The sequence below is a fragment of the Microcoleus sp. LAD1_D5 genome, from assembly GCF_036702115.1.
Classification (GTDB): domain Bacteria; phylum Cyanobacteriota; class Cyanobacteriia; order Cyanobacteriales; family Microcoleaceae; genus Microcoleus.
The window spans coordinates 30,936-49,713 of record NZ_JAUBSA010000028.1 but is presented as its reverse complement, the minus strand read 5'-3'; the positions used below and the strand labels follow the sequence as shown (position 1 = coordinate 49,713).

The 18,778-nt window shown below is 44.4% G+C and carries 15 protein-coding genes; 8 read left to right on the top strand and 7 right to left on the bottom strand.

The window, feature by feature from the left end:
* The first annotated feature begins 128 nt into the window (after positions 1-128).
* Positions 129-2,417 (top strand): FdhF/YdeP family oxidoreductase, encoded by a 2,289-nt coding sequence (locus QUA70_RS14265; protein WP_333347790.1) that lies wholly within the window; start codon positions 129-131, stop codon positions 2,415-2,417.
* 164 nt (positions 2,418-2,581) lie between these two features.
* Here QUA70_RS14265 and QUA70_RS14260 read toward each other — a convergent pair whose 3' ends face one another.
* Positions 2,582-3,826, bottom strand: coding sequence for a glycosyltransferase family 2 protein (locus QUA70_RS14260; protein WP_333347787.1), 1,245 nt, complete (start codon positions 3,824-3,826; stop codon positions 2,582-2,584).
* A gap of 331 nt (positions 3,827-4,157) precedes the next feature.
* Here QUA70_RS14260 and QUA70_RS14255 point away from each other — a divergent pair, with 331 nt between their 5' ends.
* Both QUA70_RS14255 and QUA70_RS14250 read left to right on the top strand, forming a co-directional pair.
* Complete coding sequence (locus tag QUA70_RS14255) at positions 4,158-4,565, top strand: hypothetical protein (RefSeq protein ID WP_333347784.1); 408 nt, start codon at positions 4,158-4,160, stop codon at positions 4,563-4,565.
* Positions 4,559-7,081: a protein kinase domain-containing protein gene (locus QUA70_RS14250; RefSeq protein ID WP_333347782.1), complete on the top strand. Its 2,523-nt coding sequence runs from the start codon at positions 4,559-4,561 to the stop codon at positions 7,079-7,081. The genes QUA70_RS14255 and QUA70_RS14250 overlap by 7 nt, the downstream gene beginning before the upstream one ends.
* Before the next feature lie 15 nt (positions 7,082-7,096).
* Here QUA70_RS14250 and QUA70_RS14245 read toward each other — a convergent pair whose 3' ends face one another.
* Positions 7,097-8,509, bottom strand: a complete 1,413-nt coding sequence (locus tag QUA70_RS14245) for a hypothetical protein (RefSeq protein WP_333347780.1) — start codon at positions 8,507-8,509, stop codon at positions 7,097-7,099.
* A 77-nt stretch (positions 8,510-8,586) separates the two neighbouring features.
* Here QUA70_RS14245 and QUA70_RS14240 point away from each other — a divergent pair, with 77 nt between their 5' ends.
* Complete coding sequence (locus tag QUA70_RS14240) at positions 8,587-9,612, top strand: hypothetical protein (protein WP_333328717.1); 1,026 nt, start codon at positions 8,587-8,589, stop codon at positions 9,610-9,612.
* A gap of 307 nt (positions 9,613-9,919) precedes the next feature.
* Here the strand turns inward: QUA70_RS14240 and QUA70_RS14235 are convergent, their stop codons facing one another.
* Complete coding sequence (locus QUA70_RS14235; RefSeq protein ID WP_333328714.1) at positions 9,920-10,243, bottom strand: TMEM14 family protein; 324 nt, start codon at positions 10,241-10,243, stop codon at positions 9,920-9,922.
* Between the two features lie 126 nt (positions 10,244-10,369).
* Between QUA70_RS14235 and QUA70_RS14230 the strand changes: the two genes are divergently transcribed.
* The 4 genes from QUA70_RS14230 (at position 10,370) to QUA70_RS14215 (ending at position 13,988) form a co-directional block, all read left to right on the top strand.
* On the top strand, positions 10,370-11,674 hold the full coding sequence (locus QUA70_RS14230) for an ATP-binding protein (protein ID WP_333347777.1): 1,305 nt from the start codon (positions 10,370-10,372) through the stop codon (positions 11,672-11,674).
* A 239-nt stretch (positions 11,675-11,913) separates the two neighbouring features.
* A complete protein-coding gene (locus QUA70_RS14225; RefSeq protein ID WP_333328709.1) occupies positions 11,914-12,360 on the top strand; it encodes a tellurite resistance TerB family protein in 447 nt (148 codons plus the stop codon).
* 153 nt (positions 12,361-12,513) lie between these two features.
* Complete coding sequence (locus tag QUA70_RS14220) at positions 12,514-12,927, top strand: thioesterase family protein (RefSeq protein ID WP_333328706.1); 414 nt, start codon at positions 12,514-12,516, stop codon at positions 12,925-12,927.
* A gap of 89 nt (positions 12,928-13,016) precedes the next feature.
* Entirely contained in the window at positions 13,017-13,988 is a 972-nt protein-coding gene (locus tag QUA70_RS14215; RefSeq protein WP_333347774.1) for a putative 2-dehydropantoate 2-reductase, read from the top strand.
* A gap of 101 nt (positions 13,989-14,089) precedes the next feature.
* Here QUA70_RS14215 and QUA70_RS14210 read toward each other — a convergent pair whose 3' ends face one another.
* The 4 genes from QUA70_RS14210 to menA all read right to left on the bottom strand — a co-directional run bounded on the left by QUA70_RS14210 (position 14,090) and on the right by menA (position 18,740).
* Entirely contained in the window at positions 14,090-15,526 is a 1,437-nt protein-coding gene (locus tag QUA70_RS14210) for a 2-succinylbenzoate--CoA ligase (protein ID WP_333347772.1), read from the bottom strand.
* A gap of 69 nt (positions 15,527-15,595) precedes the next feature.
* A complete protein-coding gene (locus QUA70_RS14205; RefSeq protein WP_333347770.1) occupies positions 15,596-16,630 on the bottom strand; it encodes an o-succinylbenzoate synthase in 1,035 nt (344 codons plus the stop codon).
* An 11-nt stretch (positions 16,631-16,641) separates the two neighbouring features.
* A complete protein-coding gene (gene menH, locus QUA70_RS14200) occupies positions 16,642-17,442 on the bottom strand; it encodes a 2-succinyl-6-hydroxy-2,4-cyclohexadiene-1-carboxylate synthase (RefSeq protein WP_333347767.1) in 801 nt (266 codons plus the stop codon).
* A 401-nt stretch (positions 17,443-17,843) separates the two neighbouring features.
* Positions 17,844-18,740, bottom strand: a complete 897-nt coding sequence (menA, locus tag QUA70_RS14195) for a 2-carboxy-1,4-naphthoquinone phytyltransferase (RefSeq protein ID WP_333347764.1) — start codon at positions 18,738-18,740, stop codon at positions 17,844-17,846.
* Positions 18,741-18,778: the final 38 nt, after the last annotated feature.

Genomic DNA, 18,778 nt, shown 5'->3' with positions numbered 1-18,778 from the left:
ATTAAAATATCTATCTGTTGACTGGTGTTTTCTGCTATAAATTTGCGGTAAAATTCCAGTAATAAACTTAACTCCTTTGGCGGTTTGCCCGCCGCATCAATCCGCAATTCCAACAAAAGGTAAACCGCATGGATGTCAACTCCCAAAATGTCCAACCAATCCCGCCCTTCAACGAGACAAACGAGGAAACACCAGAGATAGGTGGCGGTTTGCCCATAATAGAATATTGGGCAAAACATACATTGTCCCCGGAAGGCCCGAAACTTTGGAAAACTTTGCTGCACAAAAGTGCTTGTTTGTCATGTTCTTGGGGCACTGGCGGGCAGAAAGGAGGTTTTACAAATGAAGAGGGCGAAAAACTTCAGCGCTGCATGAAAAGCGTCGAAGCAATCTCCGCTGAAATCAAGCCGGCTATCTCAACTCAATTTTTTGAACAACAAAGTATTGCCAAACTTCAGCAATTAACTTCAATGGAAGCAGACAGGCTGGGAAGGCTGAGTTTTCCGATGATTTTGCGGGCTGGTTCCTCTCATTACGATCGCATTTCTTGGGAAGAAGTTTATCAAATTGCCGAAGCTGCCTTCCGCAAAACCCCCGAACGAGTGGCATCCTACAGTTCTGGCCGTTCTTCCAACGAAGCGGCTTTTCTGTTGCAATTGATGATGCGGGCGATGGGTTCCAATAACTTAGCAGATTGTTCTGATCTCTGCCACGCTCCCTCGACAATCGGGTTAAGCGAAATGTTTGCCACCCGCACCTCGTTAGTGAGTCTAGAAAACTTGAAGGAAGCAGATTGCGTCGTGCTCGCGGGCAGCAATTCTTCCTACAACCATCCCCGCTTGATGAACGAATTGATTAAAATTCGCGACAAAGGCGGTAAAATAATTGTAATTAACCCGGTGATGGAAATCGGCTTAGTCAAGTTTGGTTCTCCGGCATTTCCTGTCAAGTCGCTCATCCCCGGTTCCGATATTTCTTCGCTATACTTGCAACCAATTCCCGGTAGCGATACGGCGCTCTTTGTCGGTATTCAAAAGTCTATAATCGAACAAGGATTGCTGGACAAAAAATACTTACAAGCCTATACAGAAGGCTGGGAAGCAGTAGTCCAGCACGCCCGCGAAACCGATTGGGAAACTATTACTAAAACCTGCGGAGTTTCCCGCGCAGAAATAGAGGCAGCAGCCAAAATTATCGGCACGTCCCAGCGAGTTGTCTTCGGTTGGGCGATGGGAATTACCCAACACGATAACGGTGTAGATAATGTTTTCAGTATCGCCAACACTGCCTTAATAACAGGAAATGTCGGCAAAGAAGGTGCTGGATTAATGCCCGTCAGAGGCCACTCAAACGTCCAAGGATTCGGCTCTATGGGCGTGACTGTAAAGCTGAAAAAAGAAATTCAACAAGCTTTAGAAAAACTGTTAGATCGTCCCCTCAGCCCTGTTAAGGGTTATGACACTCGATCGCTCATTGAAGCAGCAGATGCAGGCAAAGTCGATACCCTGATCTGTCTGGGCGGCAACTTATACGGGGCAAATCCCGATTCAACTCAGGCCAAACGCGCTTTAGCCAATGTTGAAACCGTTATCTACCTCGCAACCAAACCGAATTTAGGGCATTTTCACGGATTGGCAAAACACAATACAATTGTGATTCCCGTGCTGAATCGCTTTGAAAACCCCCACAAAACAACGGTGGAAGCCGGTAATAATTTTGTGCGTTTAAATGATGAGGGCGAAACTCATCTCCAGAATTCGGATTTGATTCCTGAAGTCTATTTTTTGACAGAATTAGCTAGCAGAATTCACGGCGATTTTCCCGTTGATTGGCGCAGACTTCAAGACACAAAATACGTTCGTCAAGTGATTGCCCAAACTATTCCGGGCTATGAAAAAATAGCGACAATTGATGAAACCAAAGAGGAATTCACCATCAGCGGTCGCATTTTTACAGAACCTAAATTTCCTACAGAGTCTGGGAAAGCGAAGATGTTTGTCGCGCCTTTACCTAAACTGAAATTACCGCGACCTCAAGAGTTTGGAGTACCGGAATCGGTGCGGGGTTTAGTTGTGGCATTGATGACGGGACGCAGCTATTCTCAGCATAATACTGTCGTCTACAAAATTGATGACAAATACCGGGGAATGCCGCACCGCAACTGCATTTTGATGAACCGCGCGGATGCAGAAAGCACGGGTTTTCAAGAACATCAGCGGGTTACGGTGCAGGGAAATGTGGGGAAAATGGAAAATGTCGAGGTGATTTACGGGGCGGTTCGTGAGGGTGCTGCTTTGATGTTTTATCCTGAAGTTAATGTGATTTTTAACCCGGAAATAGAAAAGCGATCGGGCACGCCTGCTTACAAGCGCGTACCTGCTTTTGTATACGCGGAAGTTCGGCAACGGATTCTGTAACGGATGTTATGATTAGCTCTGCCTTATTTCTTTTTCCTTCTTTCTTCTATAACTCACATTTTAGATGATTTTTAAGAACAGGCTTTCCGGCCTGTTCCACAAGGAGTTATTTTTTTGTGGGGAGTAGGGGTTGGGCATCTTACCTGCCCATATGCAAGTCTTAATTAACTCTTAATTTGCAAAGTTCTACCCCGCCAAGTCCATCCCCAACCGGTTTCAGTTTTAATCGCAGAACCGATCGCCATCGCCGCCACTAACGCACCTCCGAAACCTCCCAACCACCAGTATTTCCTAGGACATTCAGAAATCTCGGCACCCAAGCGGCGCAAATTGTAATGCTGCCAAATTACGATTACGGAGAAACAGATAGTTAACCAGGTAATTGGCAATTGGTAGTTGGTAATTGGTAATTGGTAATTGGTAATTGTCAGAATTTCTGTGAAGCCGCCGTTAGCGAGCAAAATACCTAATGCCAACCACGGCATAGGATAAAGAAAAAACATAATTGCGGCCATGTAAACCATCATGCCCCAACTGCGGTTAGCGCCGAGATACAGATTCTTTGTCCAGCCTTCCCACAAGGCGCTCCAAGACCGATACATCTGCACGGATGCCAAATTTGACCCGGAATAAAGTCCGAGCTTTAAACCCGCACGTTTAATGCGCCTAGCTAATTCCACATCTTCGACAATTTGGCCGGCAACTGCTTCGTGACCGCCGATTTTTTCATAAGCCGATCGCCTAAATAACATGAACGGGCCGGCGGCAAAAGCACTGTCTGTTTTCGAGGGATCGTTGACGGCGGTGAAGTCGAAGCAAACTGCTAAGTTATTGAACATTATCGGCTGCACCAACCACTCGGCAAAACACTCGCAAACCAGCGCTGGCATACAGGTAAACAAGTCTATTTTCTCGGTTTCGGCTGTGGCGATAGCGGTTTCGATCGCCCCTGGTTTGAGTCGCACGTCGGCATCGATAAATAATAAGAAGTCTCCGGTTGCTATTTGAACAGCTTGGGCGCAGGCCCAGTTTTTGCCCGCCCAATATTGGTTGGTTGGTCGCGGCTGACCTGCTAATATTTTAAGCCGGGGGTCGTTGAGATGCTGTTGCAGGGTTTGCCCGATCGCCTTGGTGTCGTCTGTCGATCGATCGTCTACAATTAAAACCTCTAAGTTGCCCACAGACAGCGGTGTACTCTCCAAAATGGCGATCGCGCAATCCCGAATATTCTCTGCCTCGTTGTATGCTGGTACGATTACCGAAACTTTAGGGAACTGCGCGGTGGACTCCGGTGACAGTTTAGCCAAACTTCTGTCCGTTCGAGGCGCATTTTCGACCGATCGGCGCAAATTCTTAGTGTAAGCTCTACTTACAATCAGAGAAAAAATTAGCAGGGTTAACAATATCAAAGCGAACTGACCTCAAAATTTCGGTACACGATTTGTCTCCCTAAATATTAAAAAATATTAAAACAAAAAGCTAGTCGATCGCCCGAAAAGTTATTTTGACCGCCTCTTTTGCTATAATTTGTGAGCATCTTTCGGCTCGCCCGCAGCGAGGGGCAAGACCCCTCACCCAGACAGCGACCGAAAAGCCGAGGATAGATATCAGTTTTCAGAGGATATTGCAATGGGCGAATTTTTTACAGTCGATGTGTTTGCGAACACGATAGCGGTACTCGGCGCTTTGGGTTTTTTCTTTTTGGGATATCAAGCTTTGCAGATGTTGAAAAAATAAAGTATGTCAGAACTGAGATGTTGCACAATTGTCAAGAACGGGCAAGATGCCCGTTCCACAAAGAATGAGTTTTCTTGTGGAACAGGCATCTTGCCTGTTCCTCAACAAGTAATTGAGAATGGTGTAATATCTCAGTCAGAAGTCAGAAGTCAGAAGTCAGAAGGAAAGAAGTCAGAAGGAAAAAAGAAAGAGGGAAGAAGTCCGATGGAAGTCGGAAGAAGGACAGAAAGAAGAAGGAAAGAAACAACTATTCCCAATACCCAATGCCCTGTTTTGCCAAGGCCCAATGCCCTGTTTTGCCAAGGCCCAGGAACACCTAATTTACCGGAAAAAGGCTTTACAACTGACTCAACAGTGCAACTGTTTCTTGCGAAAATCAACCAAAAAAAGGCTGCGTTATTATCATGGTGAGCCAACTTTTAGATGGACGCTATCAAATCATTGAAGTCATAGAAACAGGAGAATTTGGACAAACCTATCTGGCCAAAGATATTCGCCGTCCCGGAGAACCGCAGTGCTTTGTCAAGCACCTGCGTCCCGGTACCACCGAACCGAAATTAATTAATACTACGCGCCGTCTTTTTCAAAAAGAAGCAGAAGTTCTAGAAAAGCTCGGTCAACACGACCAAATCCCTCAGCTATTCGCTTATTTTGAAGAAAATGAAGAATTTTTCTTAGTTGAATCCTTTGTTGCAGGTCACTCGCTATCAACCGAGATTGTACCGGGCAAACCTCTAACAGAAGAAAAAATGATTGCTTTGCTGAAGGAACTGTTAGAAATTTTAGTGTTTGTACACGGACAGGGAGTAATTCACCGAGATATTAAACCAGCCAATTTAATCCGCCGCTATTCAGACAATAAGTTAGTTTTAATCGACTTTGGCTCGGTGAAAGAAATTCACATCGCTCAAAGACAAGCGCCGGTAACTGTGCGGATTGGCACGCTGGAATATATGCCGATCGAACAATTTCAATACAACCCGCAACTCAACAGCGATATCTACGCTTTGGGAATGATTGGCATCCAAGCAATGACGGGTTTGCCGGCTTACGATTTGCCGAAACTGCGGGATTTGAAAAATTCTAATAAAGGCGAAATTGTTTGGCGGCATTTAGCCACGTGTTCCCAAGCGCTGGCCGATGTTTTGGATAATATGGTGCGCTACGATTTTCGGGAGAGATACCAGTCGGCGGCGGAAGCTTTAGCCGATTTGAGGAAAATTGGCGATCGCTCGCGGGCGCGGATTCCCAAGCTGACAATATATCGCGAAGAAGTCGATCGGCGCAGCAGCAGCCGGGGTGATATTACAGTCGTCGGTCGGAGAATATTAGATGAACTGCGCGTCAGTTTGGAATTGCTGCCAGAAGAAGCAGAGGCGATCGAAGATGAGGTGTTGAACCCTTACCGCAAATATAGGCAAAAAGGCGAACGCTACGAACAATCACTGCAAGAAGCAATGCAGCAAGAATATCCCTTTTCTGTGGAAACTCGCGGCGAATTAAAACGCTTGCAGCAAGTTTTAGGGCTTACCGACGAAGATGCCGCGAAAATCGAAGAATTAGTCATTCCTAAATCTTTATTTGCTAAATTGTACAAGGCGATCTCCACAGTTTTGGAGGGACACCGCAACCCCAATGGGCCACCAGCCAGCAGCGCCCCTCAACTCGAATTGCAGGCAAGTCCGGCGGTATCCTCGCAGGTAAATCTGAACGGAAAAACCGATTTCTCGTTAGCGCAGCCCTCGGAGAGGATCGCCAGCCCAGCAGCACTTGTCCCCAGAGAAACTCGCAAATTCAATCCTTATCTCGCCGGGGCAACAATTGCGGCTATCTTAGCTGCGATCGGCGGAATTTACGGATATCTCAAGTGGCAAGAATGGCAGCAGCGAGTCCAGAAAGAATCCCAACAGCTCAATCAAATTGCAGCTCTTTATAAAGGCAGTAATTATGAAGACTGCATCAGCCAAATACCAACAATTGCCGATACTTCCAGCAGCTATGCGTCCGCTCAGGAGTTACAGGAACAGTGCCAAGCAGGTCTGCGGTGGAAGAACGCCAAAGTCAAAAACTTCGCTCAGCATTCAGATGCCGTTGGGTCTGTTGCTTTCAGTCCAGACGGCTTAATGTTAGCCAGCGGTTCTAAAGACAAAACCATCCAAATTTGGGATTTAGCTACAGGCAAGTCGATCCGCACTTTTCCAGGAGATTCCTCCACTATTTGGTCGGTTGCTTTTGACTCAAACGGTACGAAACTGGCGACTGGAACCGGTTTTTGGCGAGTCATGCTGTGGGATTTGAAAACAGGGCAAGTGATTCGCAGTCTCGACCACACTGCTTCTGTTTGGTCTGTCGCTCTCAGTCCCGACGGACAGCTTGTGGCTAGCGGTAGCGGAGACAAAACCACAAAGATTTCGGAGGCAGCAACTGGTCGTTTGATTCAGAGTTTTCCAGACCATACAGATTTTGTTTATTCTGTTGCTTTCACTCCCGATGGAAAAAGTTTGGTGAGCGCTTCTAAGGATAAAAAAATTACAGTTGTTGATGTCGCAACAGGGGCGTTGCTCAAAACTATTGAGGGACACGGCGACCCCGTGAGGTCGATTGCTGTTAGCCCAGACGGCAAGACAATTGTTAGCGGTTCCTACGATGAAAGTATTAAAATCTGGAATATCGAAACAGGAGATTTAATTCGCTCTATCAAGGGACATTCTGACGATATTGTCTCGGTTGCTATCAGCCCCGACGGGAAGTTTATTGCGAGCGGGAGCAAGGATAAAACTATTAAAATTTGGGATTTTGCTACCGGAGAATTGCTGAATACTTTGACGGGACATTCCGATGAGGTTTATGTGGTGACTTTTAGTCCTGATGGCAAAACTATTGCTAGCGGTTCTAAAGACAATACTATTAAGTTGTGGCTGAGGTAATTGGTTTCCTGTCATTTAATTGCTGTAATTAAGCTCGTTTTTTAAGGTTTTGGGAAAGTGCCAATAAGGCGTTTCTAATTCGTCCTCAGTTGGATAATTTTCAGTTGAGTTTTCTCGGATTTGAAAAAAGTAGTAGAGGTTAGCGACAGTTAAATCGGATATTTCTTGCCAATTCGAGGCAGCTAAAGCTTGATAGCCAGTAGCGATCGCCTGCTGGCTGATATAAAATTCGTATCCCCGGCGGATTTCCGGCGACACAGCGAAGGTTAGCTGGTCGCGCAAGGATAGAAAGTGAGACTTTTGCTTTAAACTTTCATAAAGGGAAGGTTCCGCAGCTAATACCGTGAATGTAGTGTACACGCTGCTTTTTAAGCTCTCGCTGGTGAGTTTATCTAAACTAGCTAACTGGTGCTGCTCTTTTGGAGACAAAGTTTCCATCCAATCAACCTCATTTTGCCAAAATTCTATTACACTTAAATCATGACCGAGAATCCTAGTAACTTCAGGAAATAAAAAATCTAGTTCGGCTTCTGATTGACATTTTTTAACAACAGTTAGAAGATTTTGACGAATTTTTGATTGGAGTTCCAGCAGGCGATCGCTCACCCTATCGTAGGCTCGCTGCAAGTGAAACGTGACCCCGATCGCCTGCTCGATCGCCCAAACACATTCCATTTGCCTGAGTTGTCCGGCAGAACACACCCCCTCCAACAAACTAGGATTATCATAAATTTTTAAAGCCTCAAACAGCATATCCCGCCCGCTATTAATTTCGGAATTCCGAAGTTTAATATCTGGCACTGTCAGGGCTGACTGACAGCGTTTAATAGCTTTAGAAAAAATTTCATAACCGTTAACCAGTTTCTGGCGGTGCATTTCAAAACTAGAGTCGTGAGCCACCTTAAAAATCTGCTGGATTACCTCTACTCCCCTATCTTTGAGGATGTGTCTGAGATCGATAAACCCGTCTTTAATTTTTAGCTTCTGGTGCTTGGCCTCTTCTCGGATTTTTAATACTTGGTTGAGGTTTACTGCTGACAAAACTGTGCTCGATACAGCGCCAATACCCATGACAGCAGCAGTCGCTTGCATCACTGCCAAATTAATTTTCAGACAGTTAAGCATTCTGTATATTTTTTGAAACCCCTGATGAGTTTGAGCAACCTGCAACGGCGCCACTGTCACGTATACGGGAGCTACCAGGGGCTGTACGGGGCCACCTCCGGCTAACTGTGCGAGCAATCCTATAACTCCGCGCGAGGATAGAGTTTCACTTCTTGATTGATAAAAAATTTTTCCGATCTCCACAAACTCCCCTGTCACCGGATCTCTAGCAGCAGGGAGCAATTTTCCTGTTTTGACAGCAGGCTGTACAAGGTTGCCACTATTGAGTCGCGCCTGAGTTGCAGGAGTGAATATATAATCCATGTTGTGACTCAGTTTCCATTCAAAAAGGCAGATGTTCTGTATTGTATGCTGTTTAGGGAAACGAGGGATTAAAGGAAATGAATGAGTATCTCAAGGCATTCCAGGCTATTACCCTGTTTAGCGATCGATTGTTGGCAGACGAATATCAATCCGTGGAGATTAAACAGTCAGCTACCCAACTCAGTTTAGATGTGGAACCTTGTATTGACGAAATTAAGCAATCTGCCATCAGACTCAAGGGGTTACTTCAGGTATGTTTCAAAGATGTATCTCAGGCTGAGGATGTCTGGAATAGCAAGCCGAGAATTGCTGGAGCATCTCCTGTTGATGTCTGGGAGCAAATTGGCGAACTAAGCGGATGCGATGTGAGAATTCGCAGTTTAGGAAAACAGGGCAAATATGATGCTATTGCTAAAGTTCGCCAATCTTGGATCGACAAGGCGACCAAGTTAAAAAATCAGTGGTTTTTGTGGGATAAAAACCCTCAAGTCTTTCAAAGAGATACTATTGGTTTTTTTGAAAAAGATAATTTGCACAAAGAGTTGCGGAATGAAGTTGATGTCCAAGCCGAGCGAGTGATTTTAATTATGGAGAATGAACTAAGTTTAATTTTTCAAGAATTACAATCTATTGATATAGAAAAAATTGAAGTTTGTATTGAATGCTTTGACCTAAATAGTCAGTCGAAATTTAGAGAGCGACTGCAATCTATAGGAGGGGAGATTGTATCGAAGTTTACCGAGCCACTAAAATATTTGCCGGATTCTTATATGAAGACTTTTAAAGAAACGCTGAAAGAGCCTGTAGAAACTCTAGTTCATAAAAGCAAGATAGGAATCAGTTTGGTCGATTTTGAAGATTCGTGTAAAGTGATTGAGTTAATCCTGGATAATGTAATTATAGCGATTTTTGATGCGCGTATGAAACTGGCAATTCAAACAGTTGAAAAAGCAATTAAATTCTACAATAATTTTTTAGAGAAGCAGGCGCGGTATCAGAAAGAGACGCCGGAACAGCGAGCTGCGGAAAAAGATTGGATCGAATACCAGCGGCAGCAACTCAGGGAAGTTCAGCAGTATATTGAAGCACTTATCAGTCCTTAGTAATTGGGAATTGGTAATGCAGGCTGACACCGAATCCGGCTTTAATACTCCTTGAATCTTTAGTTTTTCGCTCGCTCGGCTCCGAGGTAAGTGTAGTGGCGGTTTCAACCACAGAAGCTGATAATTATACCAATTATTAAAAGTCGCATCTTCCCGCACCGGACACGGCATTGCCGTGTCCCTACTCGCGTCCTTTTCAGAATTGGTATAAGTCATGGAAATCAAAAAATTAGACTTTAGTTAAAGCTCCCACTCAAGGCTGGGGAGTCAATCTAAAATCTAAAATCTAAAATCTAAAATCGAATGACTATTGATATTGACCGCTGATTTCGTAAACGATCGCGCCCAAAGACGCTAAGCTAGCTAAAATTAGCATTCCTGCCGGCATGAATTTTTGAGTTTTAACCAGGCGCACAATAAAGACTATTACTAAAACAGCGGAGATGGCTGCTGCTAATGTTAAACCCCAACTTTGTCCCATAAGCTGCGCGGAGCCAGCAAAAATTAGCAGCGAACCGCTAATCAGGCCGGAAATGAGCGAGGCTTGGCTTTTGGCCTTGATATAACCCATGATGCCGCCAACCAGTGTTAAAATGCCGTAGCCGATCGCCGCTGCTGTCCCTAAATTCATTTTTAATCCTCCAAATTTCACTCTTTGCATCTAAATTTATACAGCGCGACCTGCAATTAGTGTCACGAATTGTTAGAAAATTTATTAAACCCTGTCAGGATATCTAACTGTTATACAATTGCCATTATGTCAGCCCTAACTTCTGGTGCGATCGCCCAAATCCGTTACCTCCAGCGCCAAGCCGCATCCCTGCTGCTGTATCAATCAGTTCTCAAAAGCCCCGCAGGTCAAGCTTTTCTCGATTTGCTGCAAGCCCTCCACCACAACGAAGTCAGCGGTTTAGAATGTCAGGTAGCTTACGGGAACTGGTTCAAAGTTCAGGCTGCTAAAAATCTGAGCTGGAAAGATTCTCTGATTTCCGAAATTCTCAAAGACGAAAACCCCTTTTCACGCCGAGCACAGCAAACAGATTTTGCAAGTTTGCCTCCGGCTTTGGTGGAGGCTGCCCGACATGATTTACAAGTGCTGCAAAATATTTACGAATGCAGCAGCGAACAATTGAGCAAGTGGGTGGCGGTAGCGGGTCAACTTGGCGCGGTGCCTCCGATTTGGCATTCAGAAACTGTAGCCGAACAGGGAGATTTGCCCCTGCACGGAAAACTGGAAAAATGGTCGAGCGCTGCGGAATCTTTGGCAGTTTATTACCGACAGTTTGGCACGGGTTTGTTTGCCGAATATCGCGCTTTTGCGTGGCGGGGAGGGCAGTTTGCGAGTATTTCACATCCCGATCGCATAACTTTAAAAGAGTTGGTTTGCTGCGATTGGCAACGGGATGCTGTGGTGAAAAATACGGATTTTTTGTTGGCAGGTTATCCGGCTTTGCACGTTTTGCTGTACGGCAGCCGCGGTTCGGGCAAGTCTTCTTTGGTGAAGTCGCTGTTAAATGAATTTGGCTCTCGCAATCTGCGCTTGATTGAAGTATCTAAATCGGATTTGCAAGATTTGCCACTAATTGTCGAGCAGTTGCGGGGAGTTCCTCAAAAGTTTATTGTTTTTGTAGACGACCTTTCCTTTGAAGAAGATGACGATGCTTTTAAAGCTCTGAAAGTGGTTTTGGAAGGAAATGTCACTGCTCGCTCTCAAAATGTGGTAGTTTACGCAACATCTAACCGCAGGCATTTAATTCGAGAGTTTTTTGACGACAGGCCTCGCCCCCGCGATGGAGAAGAAGTTCACGCTTGGGATACTGTGCAGGAAAAACTTTCATTTAGCGATCGATTTGGCTTGACTTTAACTTTTGAACCGGCCGATCAAAACACTTATTTAACAATTGTCCGACATCTGGCAGAACTTGCTGGAATCAAACTCGCTGCTGAGGATTTGGAACACCGCGCTAAAGAATGGGCAACTCGTCGCAATGGGCGATCGGGCAGGACTGCGCGGCAGTTTGTTGATTTCCTGAAAGCAGATTTAGCCATTTTGGACAAGTAGATCGTCTGCGGTGGGAGGGCGGGTTTTACCTGACCTATGGGAAGGCAATTCACGATCGGAATAAACCCCCCATTGCAGCGCCAAAGGGCGAAATAAAAATTCTTAATTTTTTCCTAATTTTATTGAGAATAAATAACTAACAAATTTTGATATAATTATCAAAATCCCCAAAGAAATCTCCCGAGCCAGAACCCATCCTGACTCCATAAGATCGACCACTAAATAATGAGGAAAATATCATGGGTTTATTTGATAAAGTATCGCAGACTCGTCAAGAAACGGACGTAACGTTAGGGCCGGCAGAATCATTTGCGGCGATCGCGCTAATTGCCGTAGCAGCCGACGGTTACATCAATGACAGCGAAAGTAAAGCGATTAGCATGACCCTATCTCGGATGCAACTGTTCCGCAGTTATCCCGATGACGTGATGAGAAAAATGCTCGATCGCCTGCTGATGATTCTGCAACGGCAAGGAGTGGAGGTACTGTTTAATGCGGCTTTAGCAACGCTTCCCGACGAACTTAAAGAAACTGTTTTTGCTGTGACAACTGATATCGCTTTAGCCGATGGCGAGGTTTCAGAAGAAGAAGAACAACTTTTGAACGATCTTTACAGTGCATTGGGGCTTTCCGAAGATGTTGCACTCAAGATTATAGACGTGATGTTGATTAAGAACAAAGGTTAAGAAAGAAGGGGAAGGAGTGAGGAGGGCGAATTTTCCAATATAAAAAATTACCGCCTACTTACTTAGCTGATCACTTCTGCATAAGTGCGGTTTTACCGATATGATGGTTGGTAAAATTGCGATCAAATTTGCGATCGCCCGTTACTACCTCAAATGCCTTTCACTTACACCCGCACTGTTCACTTTCAAGATACCGATGCTGCTGGAGTCGTTTACTTTGCTAACGTTTTGGCGATGTGCCACGAAGCTTACGAGGCATCTCTAGCAGCATCAGGAATCAATCTCAAAGCATTTTTCAGCAATACCGAGGTTGCCTTTCCCATAATTCATGCTAGTGTAGATTTTTATCGCCCAATGTTTGCGGGCGATCGGCTGACGATTCAATTGACGCCCAAACAAGTTACTGGCGATGAATTTGAAATTGCCTATCAAGTATTTTCTGAGGAAGTTGCAGGAAGAAGCGCTGCTAAAGCTCTTACTAAGCACGTCTGCATCGATGCAGTTAGCCGAACTCGAAAACAGCTATCGGAAGACTTGATGGAGTGGATGAGAAAATTTGAGAGTTGAGAGTTGTGATTAGCTCTATCTTTAAATAATAGCAGGGTATGACAGTCAAATTTCTTTTTTGTTGATATTATTTCTGACTTTTTGATATTATGTCAAATCGCAATTATGCCATTGTGGGCACGGGAGCCTTAGGCGGATTTTACGGTGCTAGACTGCAACAAGCAGGTTTAGAAGTCAATTTTTTGCTACGCAGCGACTACGATCAGGTCAAAAAACACGGTTTAATTGTCGAGTCTCCCGAAGGCGACTTCACCCTCCCCCACGTCCGCGCCTACCACGACGCGCACAAAATGCCTCAGTGCGACGTAGTAATTCTAGCGCTGAAAACAACTCAAAATCACTTGTTGCCCAAAATTTTGCCTCCTTTATTAAAGGATAACGGCGCGGTTTTAGTATTGCAAAACGGATTAAATACGGAACCGGAAGTCGCTAAAATTGTCGGCGCAGAACGAGTGGTTGGCGGGCTGTGTTTTCTCTGTTCTTATAAAGTTGGGCCAGGTCACATCTGCCACCTAGATTACGGCACTATCACGCTGGGAGAATACGCCCAAGACTACAAAATAATCGGTATTACTGATAGATTGCACAAAATTGCTGCGGACTTTAAACGTGCTCATATTCCTATTAAAATGAGCGAAGATTTGTTATTATCAAGGTGGAAAAAGCTGGTTTGGAATATTCCTTATAACGGGATGTCTGTAGTGTTGGATGCCAGAACAGATGAACTGATGGCTAATCCTGATACTCTGATTTTAGTCAAGGAAATCATGGGGGAAGTGATAGCAGCCGCCAAAAGTTGCGATCGCATTATTCCCGATGACTTTATCCCACAGATGCTCGAATACACTCAGAAAATGAAGCCTTACCGCACCAGCATGAAAATCGATTATGATGAATCGCGACCCCTGGAAGTTGAGGCGATTTTTGGTAATCCGATACGGGTGGCGCAGCAAGCAGGTATTAAGTTGCCCCAAATAGAGGTACTTTACCGAATGTTGAAATTTGTGGATGTTCAAAGACAAGAAGCAGAGAGGACCAGAAGGCTGTTAGGTTTATCGTAATTAGTCAGTTAACTCTTGACTGTTGACTGTTGACTGTTGTCAGAAGTCGGAAATAAGCATGAGAAATTCGGCCTTTTGCATTGAGTGCGATCATCTAATAATTATTGATATTCGATCGCAATTTCTTGCAATTGTTCTCGATTAACTTTGCCTTGAGAATTGCGCGGCAATTGTTCGACGATTACCCAATATTTCGGTCGCTTAAACTTACTCAACTTATCTTCTATTGCCGCTTGCAGATTTTTGAGAGTAACTTCGGAATTAGCGGGAACGTAGATAGCCGTAACGACTTGACCCCAATCTTTGTCTGGCAAGCCAATTACAGCTATATCCGCAACTAAATTAGTCGCTCGCACAACGGCTTCCACTTCCGCCGGAAATACATTTTCTCCGCCTGTGATAATTTTGTCGCTGCTGCGTCCGACGATATTTAAGTAGTTATTTTTATCAAAAAATCCCAAATCGTCTAATTGGAAATATTCGCCAGCATCGCCAAAATTTTCAGGATAATAACCCAACGCCAAAGATTTAGCGTTTACCGCAATGTTTCCGATTTGATTATCGCACAAAATCTCGCCTTTTGCACTGCGAATAGTTATTTGCGCGTGGGGTAAAATTTGACCGGAACTGTTATTGCCAGCGAGAAAATCTTGGGGTTTTAGTGTAGCAATTTGCGAGGCAGTTTCGGTCATGCCGTAACTGGGCGCTAAGTTGATGTGATAGTTTCTAGCTGTTTCTAAAAGTTCCGGCCAAGCGGGAGCACCGCCCAAAAGTACAGTACAAAACCGTCCCAGCCAATTAGCTGTATCTGGGTTTTGCAGCAGCCGTTGCAGTTGAGTTGGAACTAAAGAAATGAAAAATTTTTCGGGTTTGATATCGCTTTTTTTACCATTTTCTAATTCTTTAAATGGCTGAACAGCGAGTTTTCCTCCGGTAGTAAAGGAACGCATAAATTGCATTAAACCGCTGACGTGGTATAAGGGCAAAACGCAAAATGAGTTAATTTTGTCAACTTGAAAATATTGTTGAAAACCTTGCACTGATGCTGTTAGCGTTTCCCAAGTGTGGATGGCAAAACGGATTTTTCCTGAAGAACCGCCGGTGGCAATCATGATCGTATCAGAACCGTTTTTAGTGGGCGAATTGAAGTCGGGCGAATGGAATTCGCGGCTATACAAACGAAGTCCGCCTTCGCGGACGGGGATATAGGGATTTTTGGGAAGCGGGTATTTTCCTAAAAATATGTCTGGTTGAACTAAATCAAAGACTTGTTGCCATTCTTGTTTTACCCAGTTGGGATTGCAGAGAAAAATCGGGCATTTGGCGGCGCGGGCGGCGGTGAAACTGGCAAGAAATTGCACGGGTTCTGGTTCTGCGAGGCAAATTTTTGGGGGTGTTTTTTGTGCGGGATTTTGGGTAATTTCTTGAAATAGCCGATCGACAATTCGGGCAAATTCGCGACTGTCACAACCGATAAGCCAATCATCGGGCAAGCCAGACGCGATATCCAGGATATTTACTGTTAGATTTGTTGCCATAGATGCTTTCACCAACTTTCTCGATTCAAAACAATTACCTAACCCGGTTGATTTAGTCGTGGGAGTAATCTAAAATCTAAAATCTAAAATCGAATGATTGTCATCGAACCAGCAATCGGTGCCGAAGCCGAGTGCCCTATTATTTAAAGACAATTGTGTTGCTAAATTTAATGCTGCTTGTCGGCCGATTTGGGTTTCAAATACGGATGAGAAAACAGCGTCTATATTGTGAGTTTGACAAAATTTTCGCAGTTGGGATGGAGAACCGCATATCGCAGGTTTAATGACGAAAATTCCCCGCCAGCCTTGGCTGTAGCACTCTTGGATGCGATCGAGGTTGGCTGCAGATTCATCAAGGGCGATCGCAGTTGCATAAATAGCATTCAATTCTACCATTTCCTGAAACTGTGTTACGGGCAGCGGCTGTTCCAAAAATTCAATGCTTGGGGAAAAGTCAGTTGCTTTTACCTTGTCGCAAGCTTCCAGCCATGTTTTAGCCTGCGAGTAACTGAGTCCCCCGTTGGCATCTAACCGCAAAAATGCCGATTCTCGATCGCACAAATTGTGCATTGCTTGGATTAGCTGCTGAAAAATCTTTAATTCTTGTTCAATTGCAGCAACACCAATTTTCCATTTAAACGTGCGATATCCCTCTAACCAAAGCATTGGTAAAGCCTGCAAAGCTGTTTCACCTGCTGGCAATAAACCGCTGTACTGACTCAGCTTCTTCTCCTCCTCTTGGGAAAGGTAAGTTAAATTTTCGCTTTTCTCCCCCCCTTGCCAAGGGGGGGCTGGGGGGGGTGAATTTTTGTCGTTTGAGAGTGCTGACTCAAACCCAAATTGACAAGCCGGCAATTCAGCGGAAATAGCGAAAATCATCTCTGATGAAATATTACCTGGCAACTGCTGACAAAAATCTAAAGCTTGCTCAAAAGTTTCCGAACCAAACCAACTCAAAGGGGCAATTTCTCCCCAACCCATTTGATTATTTTCGCCCACAAGTCGCAGGATAATTCCTGAGCGAGTATCCCAGATGCCGTGACTTGTTTGCAAGGGGCGCTTAAATTTTCGCTGATAAGTGCGAAACTCGACTTGATAAAGCATTAGTTTTTTAGTTAATCATAAAATTGTCTCACAACTGTGACAAACTTATCAATATTTTCAAAATGGATATTGTGACCTGCTTTTGGTACAATTTCCAGACTAGCGGCCGGACACAAGCTGGCAATTTCGGTATTTATATTTGTAAATTTATCATCATAAGCTCCCGCTAGCAAGAGGATGGGAATTTGATTTTGTGCGAGTTTTTCCCAGAGAGAGGGCTGGTTGCCGGTTCCCATGTTGCGGAGGGATTTTGCTAATTCTAAGGGATTGTTTGCTAAGCGGGTTTCTATGAGTTTGTCGAAGTGGGGAGAGTTTTTTAAAGATTTGAATAAAGGGCGATCGTACCAGTTTAATAAAAAATCTTTAATGTTGCTATTTTCCAGCTTTTGTGATATCTGTGAATCGGCTTCCCGGCGGTGCGATCGCTCTTTTTCTGTCTTCAATCCCGGAGAGGCTGACTCTAACACTACTTTCTCGAATCTCTCAGGAAAATGTAAAGTCATGTAAAGTGCCAATCGACCGCCCATTGAATAGCCCAACAACAAACATTTGTCTATTTGTAAATCATCTAATAACTGTATCAATGCTTTGGCTGTATTTGATATATTGTAGCAACTTTCGTCGCCGCTGACTCCGGTTTCTCCGTGACCGGGAAGGTCAACTGCTATGCAGCAATAACTGTTAGAAAGTAAGAAAATTACGCTGCTAAAATCTTGAAAATTTCCAGTAAATCCATGCAAGAATAGAATTGTCTGCTGATTCTTGTGGCCAGTTAAGAAATAGTGAAAGTGATAATTATTAAATTTTGCCATTTCCTCATAACATCAGTGCTAGGTTGTCAGGTATCGAGTCAGTATATTCTAGTGCTAGAGATTTTCAATTCCTTGACAAAGCATGATTGTAAAGCAAATCGCGCTCCGGTGAGTGTGCTAAAACTTCACCTCGAATTACATTCAAATCCTCATCCAGTTCAGTGTAAGCAATTAGCACCTACTCGCTAGGATATAAGTGGATGATTTCTTCTAGGCTCAGGATTTTGTCACTTTCTACTTGCGTACTCATGCTTTGATGCTCATTTTTTACGATTCAATGTGAGGTACGGATTGCTGAATTAAAGAAGATTTTGAGAAGTCGCCCAACTCTGCCCACTCCCCCAACTCCCTCAGCTTAGCAAACCATACCTCCAATTTAGCGGAATTCTCGATCGCCCGATCTACAAACCAAAGCCCAACGCCAGCAGCAATCCGCTCGAAAAATGCAGCGTAACTGCGATAAACTTAGAGTTGCTGACCTTTGCAGGTTGGTCGTGATAGTCTGTGACATGGCGGCAAAGCTCGATCGCAAATGGCAAACTCCCAAAAATCAACAGCGTCCAAATTTGGAACATTCCCAAAGCCACAAATAGCACCGTCAAAGCATAAACGCTGCCGCACAACCACTGCAACAACTGGGCACCTTTCTTTGTACCGAGTCGCACAATTGGCGATTTTTTACCCGCCGCCACATCATCCGCAATTTGATGAAAGTGGGAACAAAATAAGATGATACTCGTAGTAATTCCCACGATTACCGAAGCCGCAAAATTAGTTGCAGACCAAGTTTGAGTCTGACTGTAATAAGCAGCGGCGAAGGCTAGCGGTCCAAAGGTGAAAAAGCAGATGATTTCCCCTAAACCTTGATAGCCAAGACGAAACGGAGGCCCTTGATAAGTGTAGCCCAGAGCACAGCACAAAACTACTAGCAAAATTACTGTTGGGTCTTTTTGCCACCAGCTTATGGCGCAGATTCCCAACACTCCGACTGCTAAAAACAGGTTAGCCAGCCCGAAAATTAAAGCTTTATTTCCGGTTAAGTTAACTAGGGAATGCGCTTTGTTTTTATCGATTCCTGTTTCCGAGTCAAATACATCATTGCTGAGGTTCAGCCATGCTATAATCAAAATGGCTGACATTAAAAATGTCGAAAAAATTGACGAATTAATCGTTTGAGTTTCGGCAAAAGCAACTGCTGTTCCTACTGAAATAGGAATCACCGCAACGCTGTACATGGGCGGCTTGATTGCCGCTAGCCACAATTTACTATTTGGACGTTCAATTAACTTTGTTGTCATTACACAAACTTGATGCAATTGATAGCAGCGTAGTAATT

Bases quoted from the DNA above. Each gene is read 5' to 3' on its own strand.
- QUA70_RS14265 (WP_333347790.1), top strand. From the start codon at position 129: ATGGATGTCAACTCCCAAAATGTCCAACCAATCCCGCCCTTCAACGAG.
- QUA70_RS14255 (WP_333347784.1), top strand. From the start codon at position 4,158: ATGTCAGAACTGAGATGTTGCACAATTGTCAAGAACGGGCAAGATGCC.
- QUA70_RS14250 (WP_333347782.1), top strand. From the start codon at position 4,559: ATGGTGAGCCAACTTTTAGATGGACGCTATCAAATCATTGAAGTCATA.
- QUA70_RS14245 (WP_333347780.1), bottom strand. From the start codon at position 8,509: ATGGATTATATATTCACTCCTGCAACTCAGGCGCGACTCAATAGTGGC.
- QUA70_RS14240 (WP_333328717.1), top strand. From the start codon at position 8,587: ATGAATGAGTATCTCAAGGCATTCCAGGCTATTACCCTGTTTAGCGAT.
- QUA70_RS14235 (WP_333328714.1), bottom strand. From the start codon at position 10,243: ATGAATTTAGGGACAGCAGCGGCGATCGGCTACGGCATTTTAACACTG.
- QUA70_RS14230 (WP_333347777.1), top strand. From the start codon at position 10,370: ATGTCAGCCCTAACTTCTGGTGCGATCGCCCAAATCCGTTACCTCCAG.
- QUA70_RS14225 (WP_333328709.1), top strand. From the start codon at position 11,914: ATGGGTTTATTTGATAAAGTATCGCAGACTCGTCAAGAAACGGACGTA.
- QUA70_RS14220 (WP_333328706.1), top strand. From the start codon at position 12,514: ATGCCTTTCACTTACACCCGCACTGTTCACTTTCAAGATACCGATGCT.
- QUA70_RS14215 (WP_333347774.1), top strand. From the start codon at position 13,017: ATGTCAAATCGCAATTATGCCATTGTGGGCACGGGAGCCTTAGGCGGA.
- QUA70_RS14210 (WP_333347772.1), bottom strand. From the start codon at position 15,526: ATGGCAACAAATCTAACAGTAAATATCCTGGATATCGCGTCTGGCTTG.
- QUA70_RS14205 (WP_333347770.1), bottom strand. From the start codon at position 16,630: ATGCTTTATCAAGTCGAGTTTCGCACTTATCAGCGAAAATTTAAGCGC.
- menH (WP_333347767.1), bottom strand. From the start codon at position 17,442: ATGGCAAAATTTAATAATTATCACTTTCACTATTTCTTAACTGGCCAC.
- menA (WP_333347764.1), bottom strand. From the start codon at position 18,740: ATGACAACAAAGTTAATTGAACGTCCAAATAGTAAATTGTGGCTAGCG.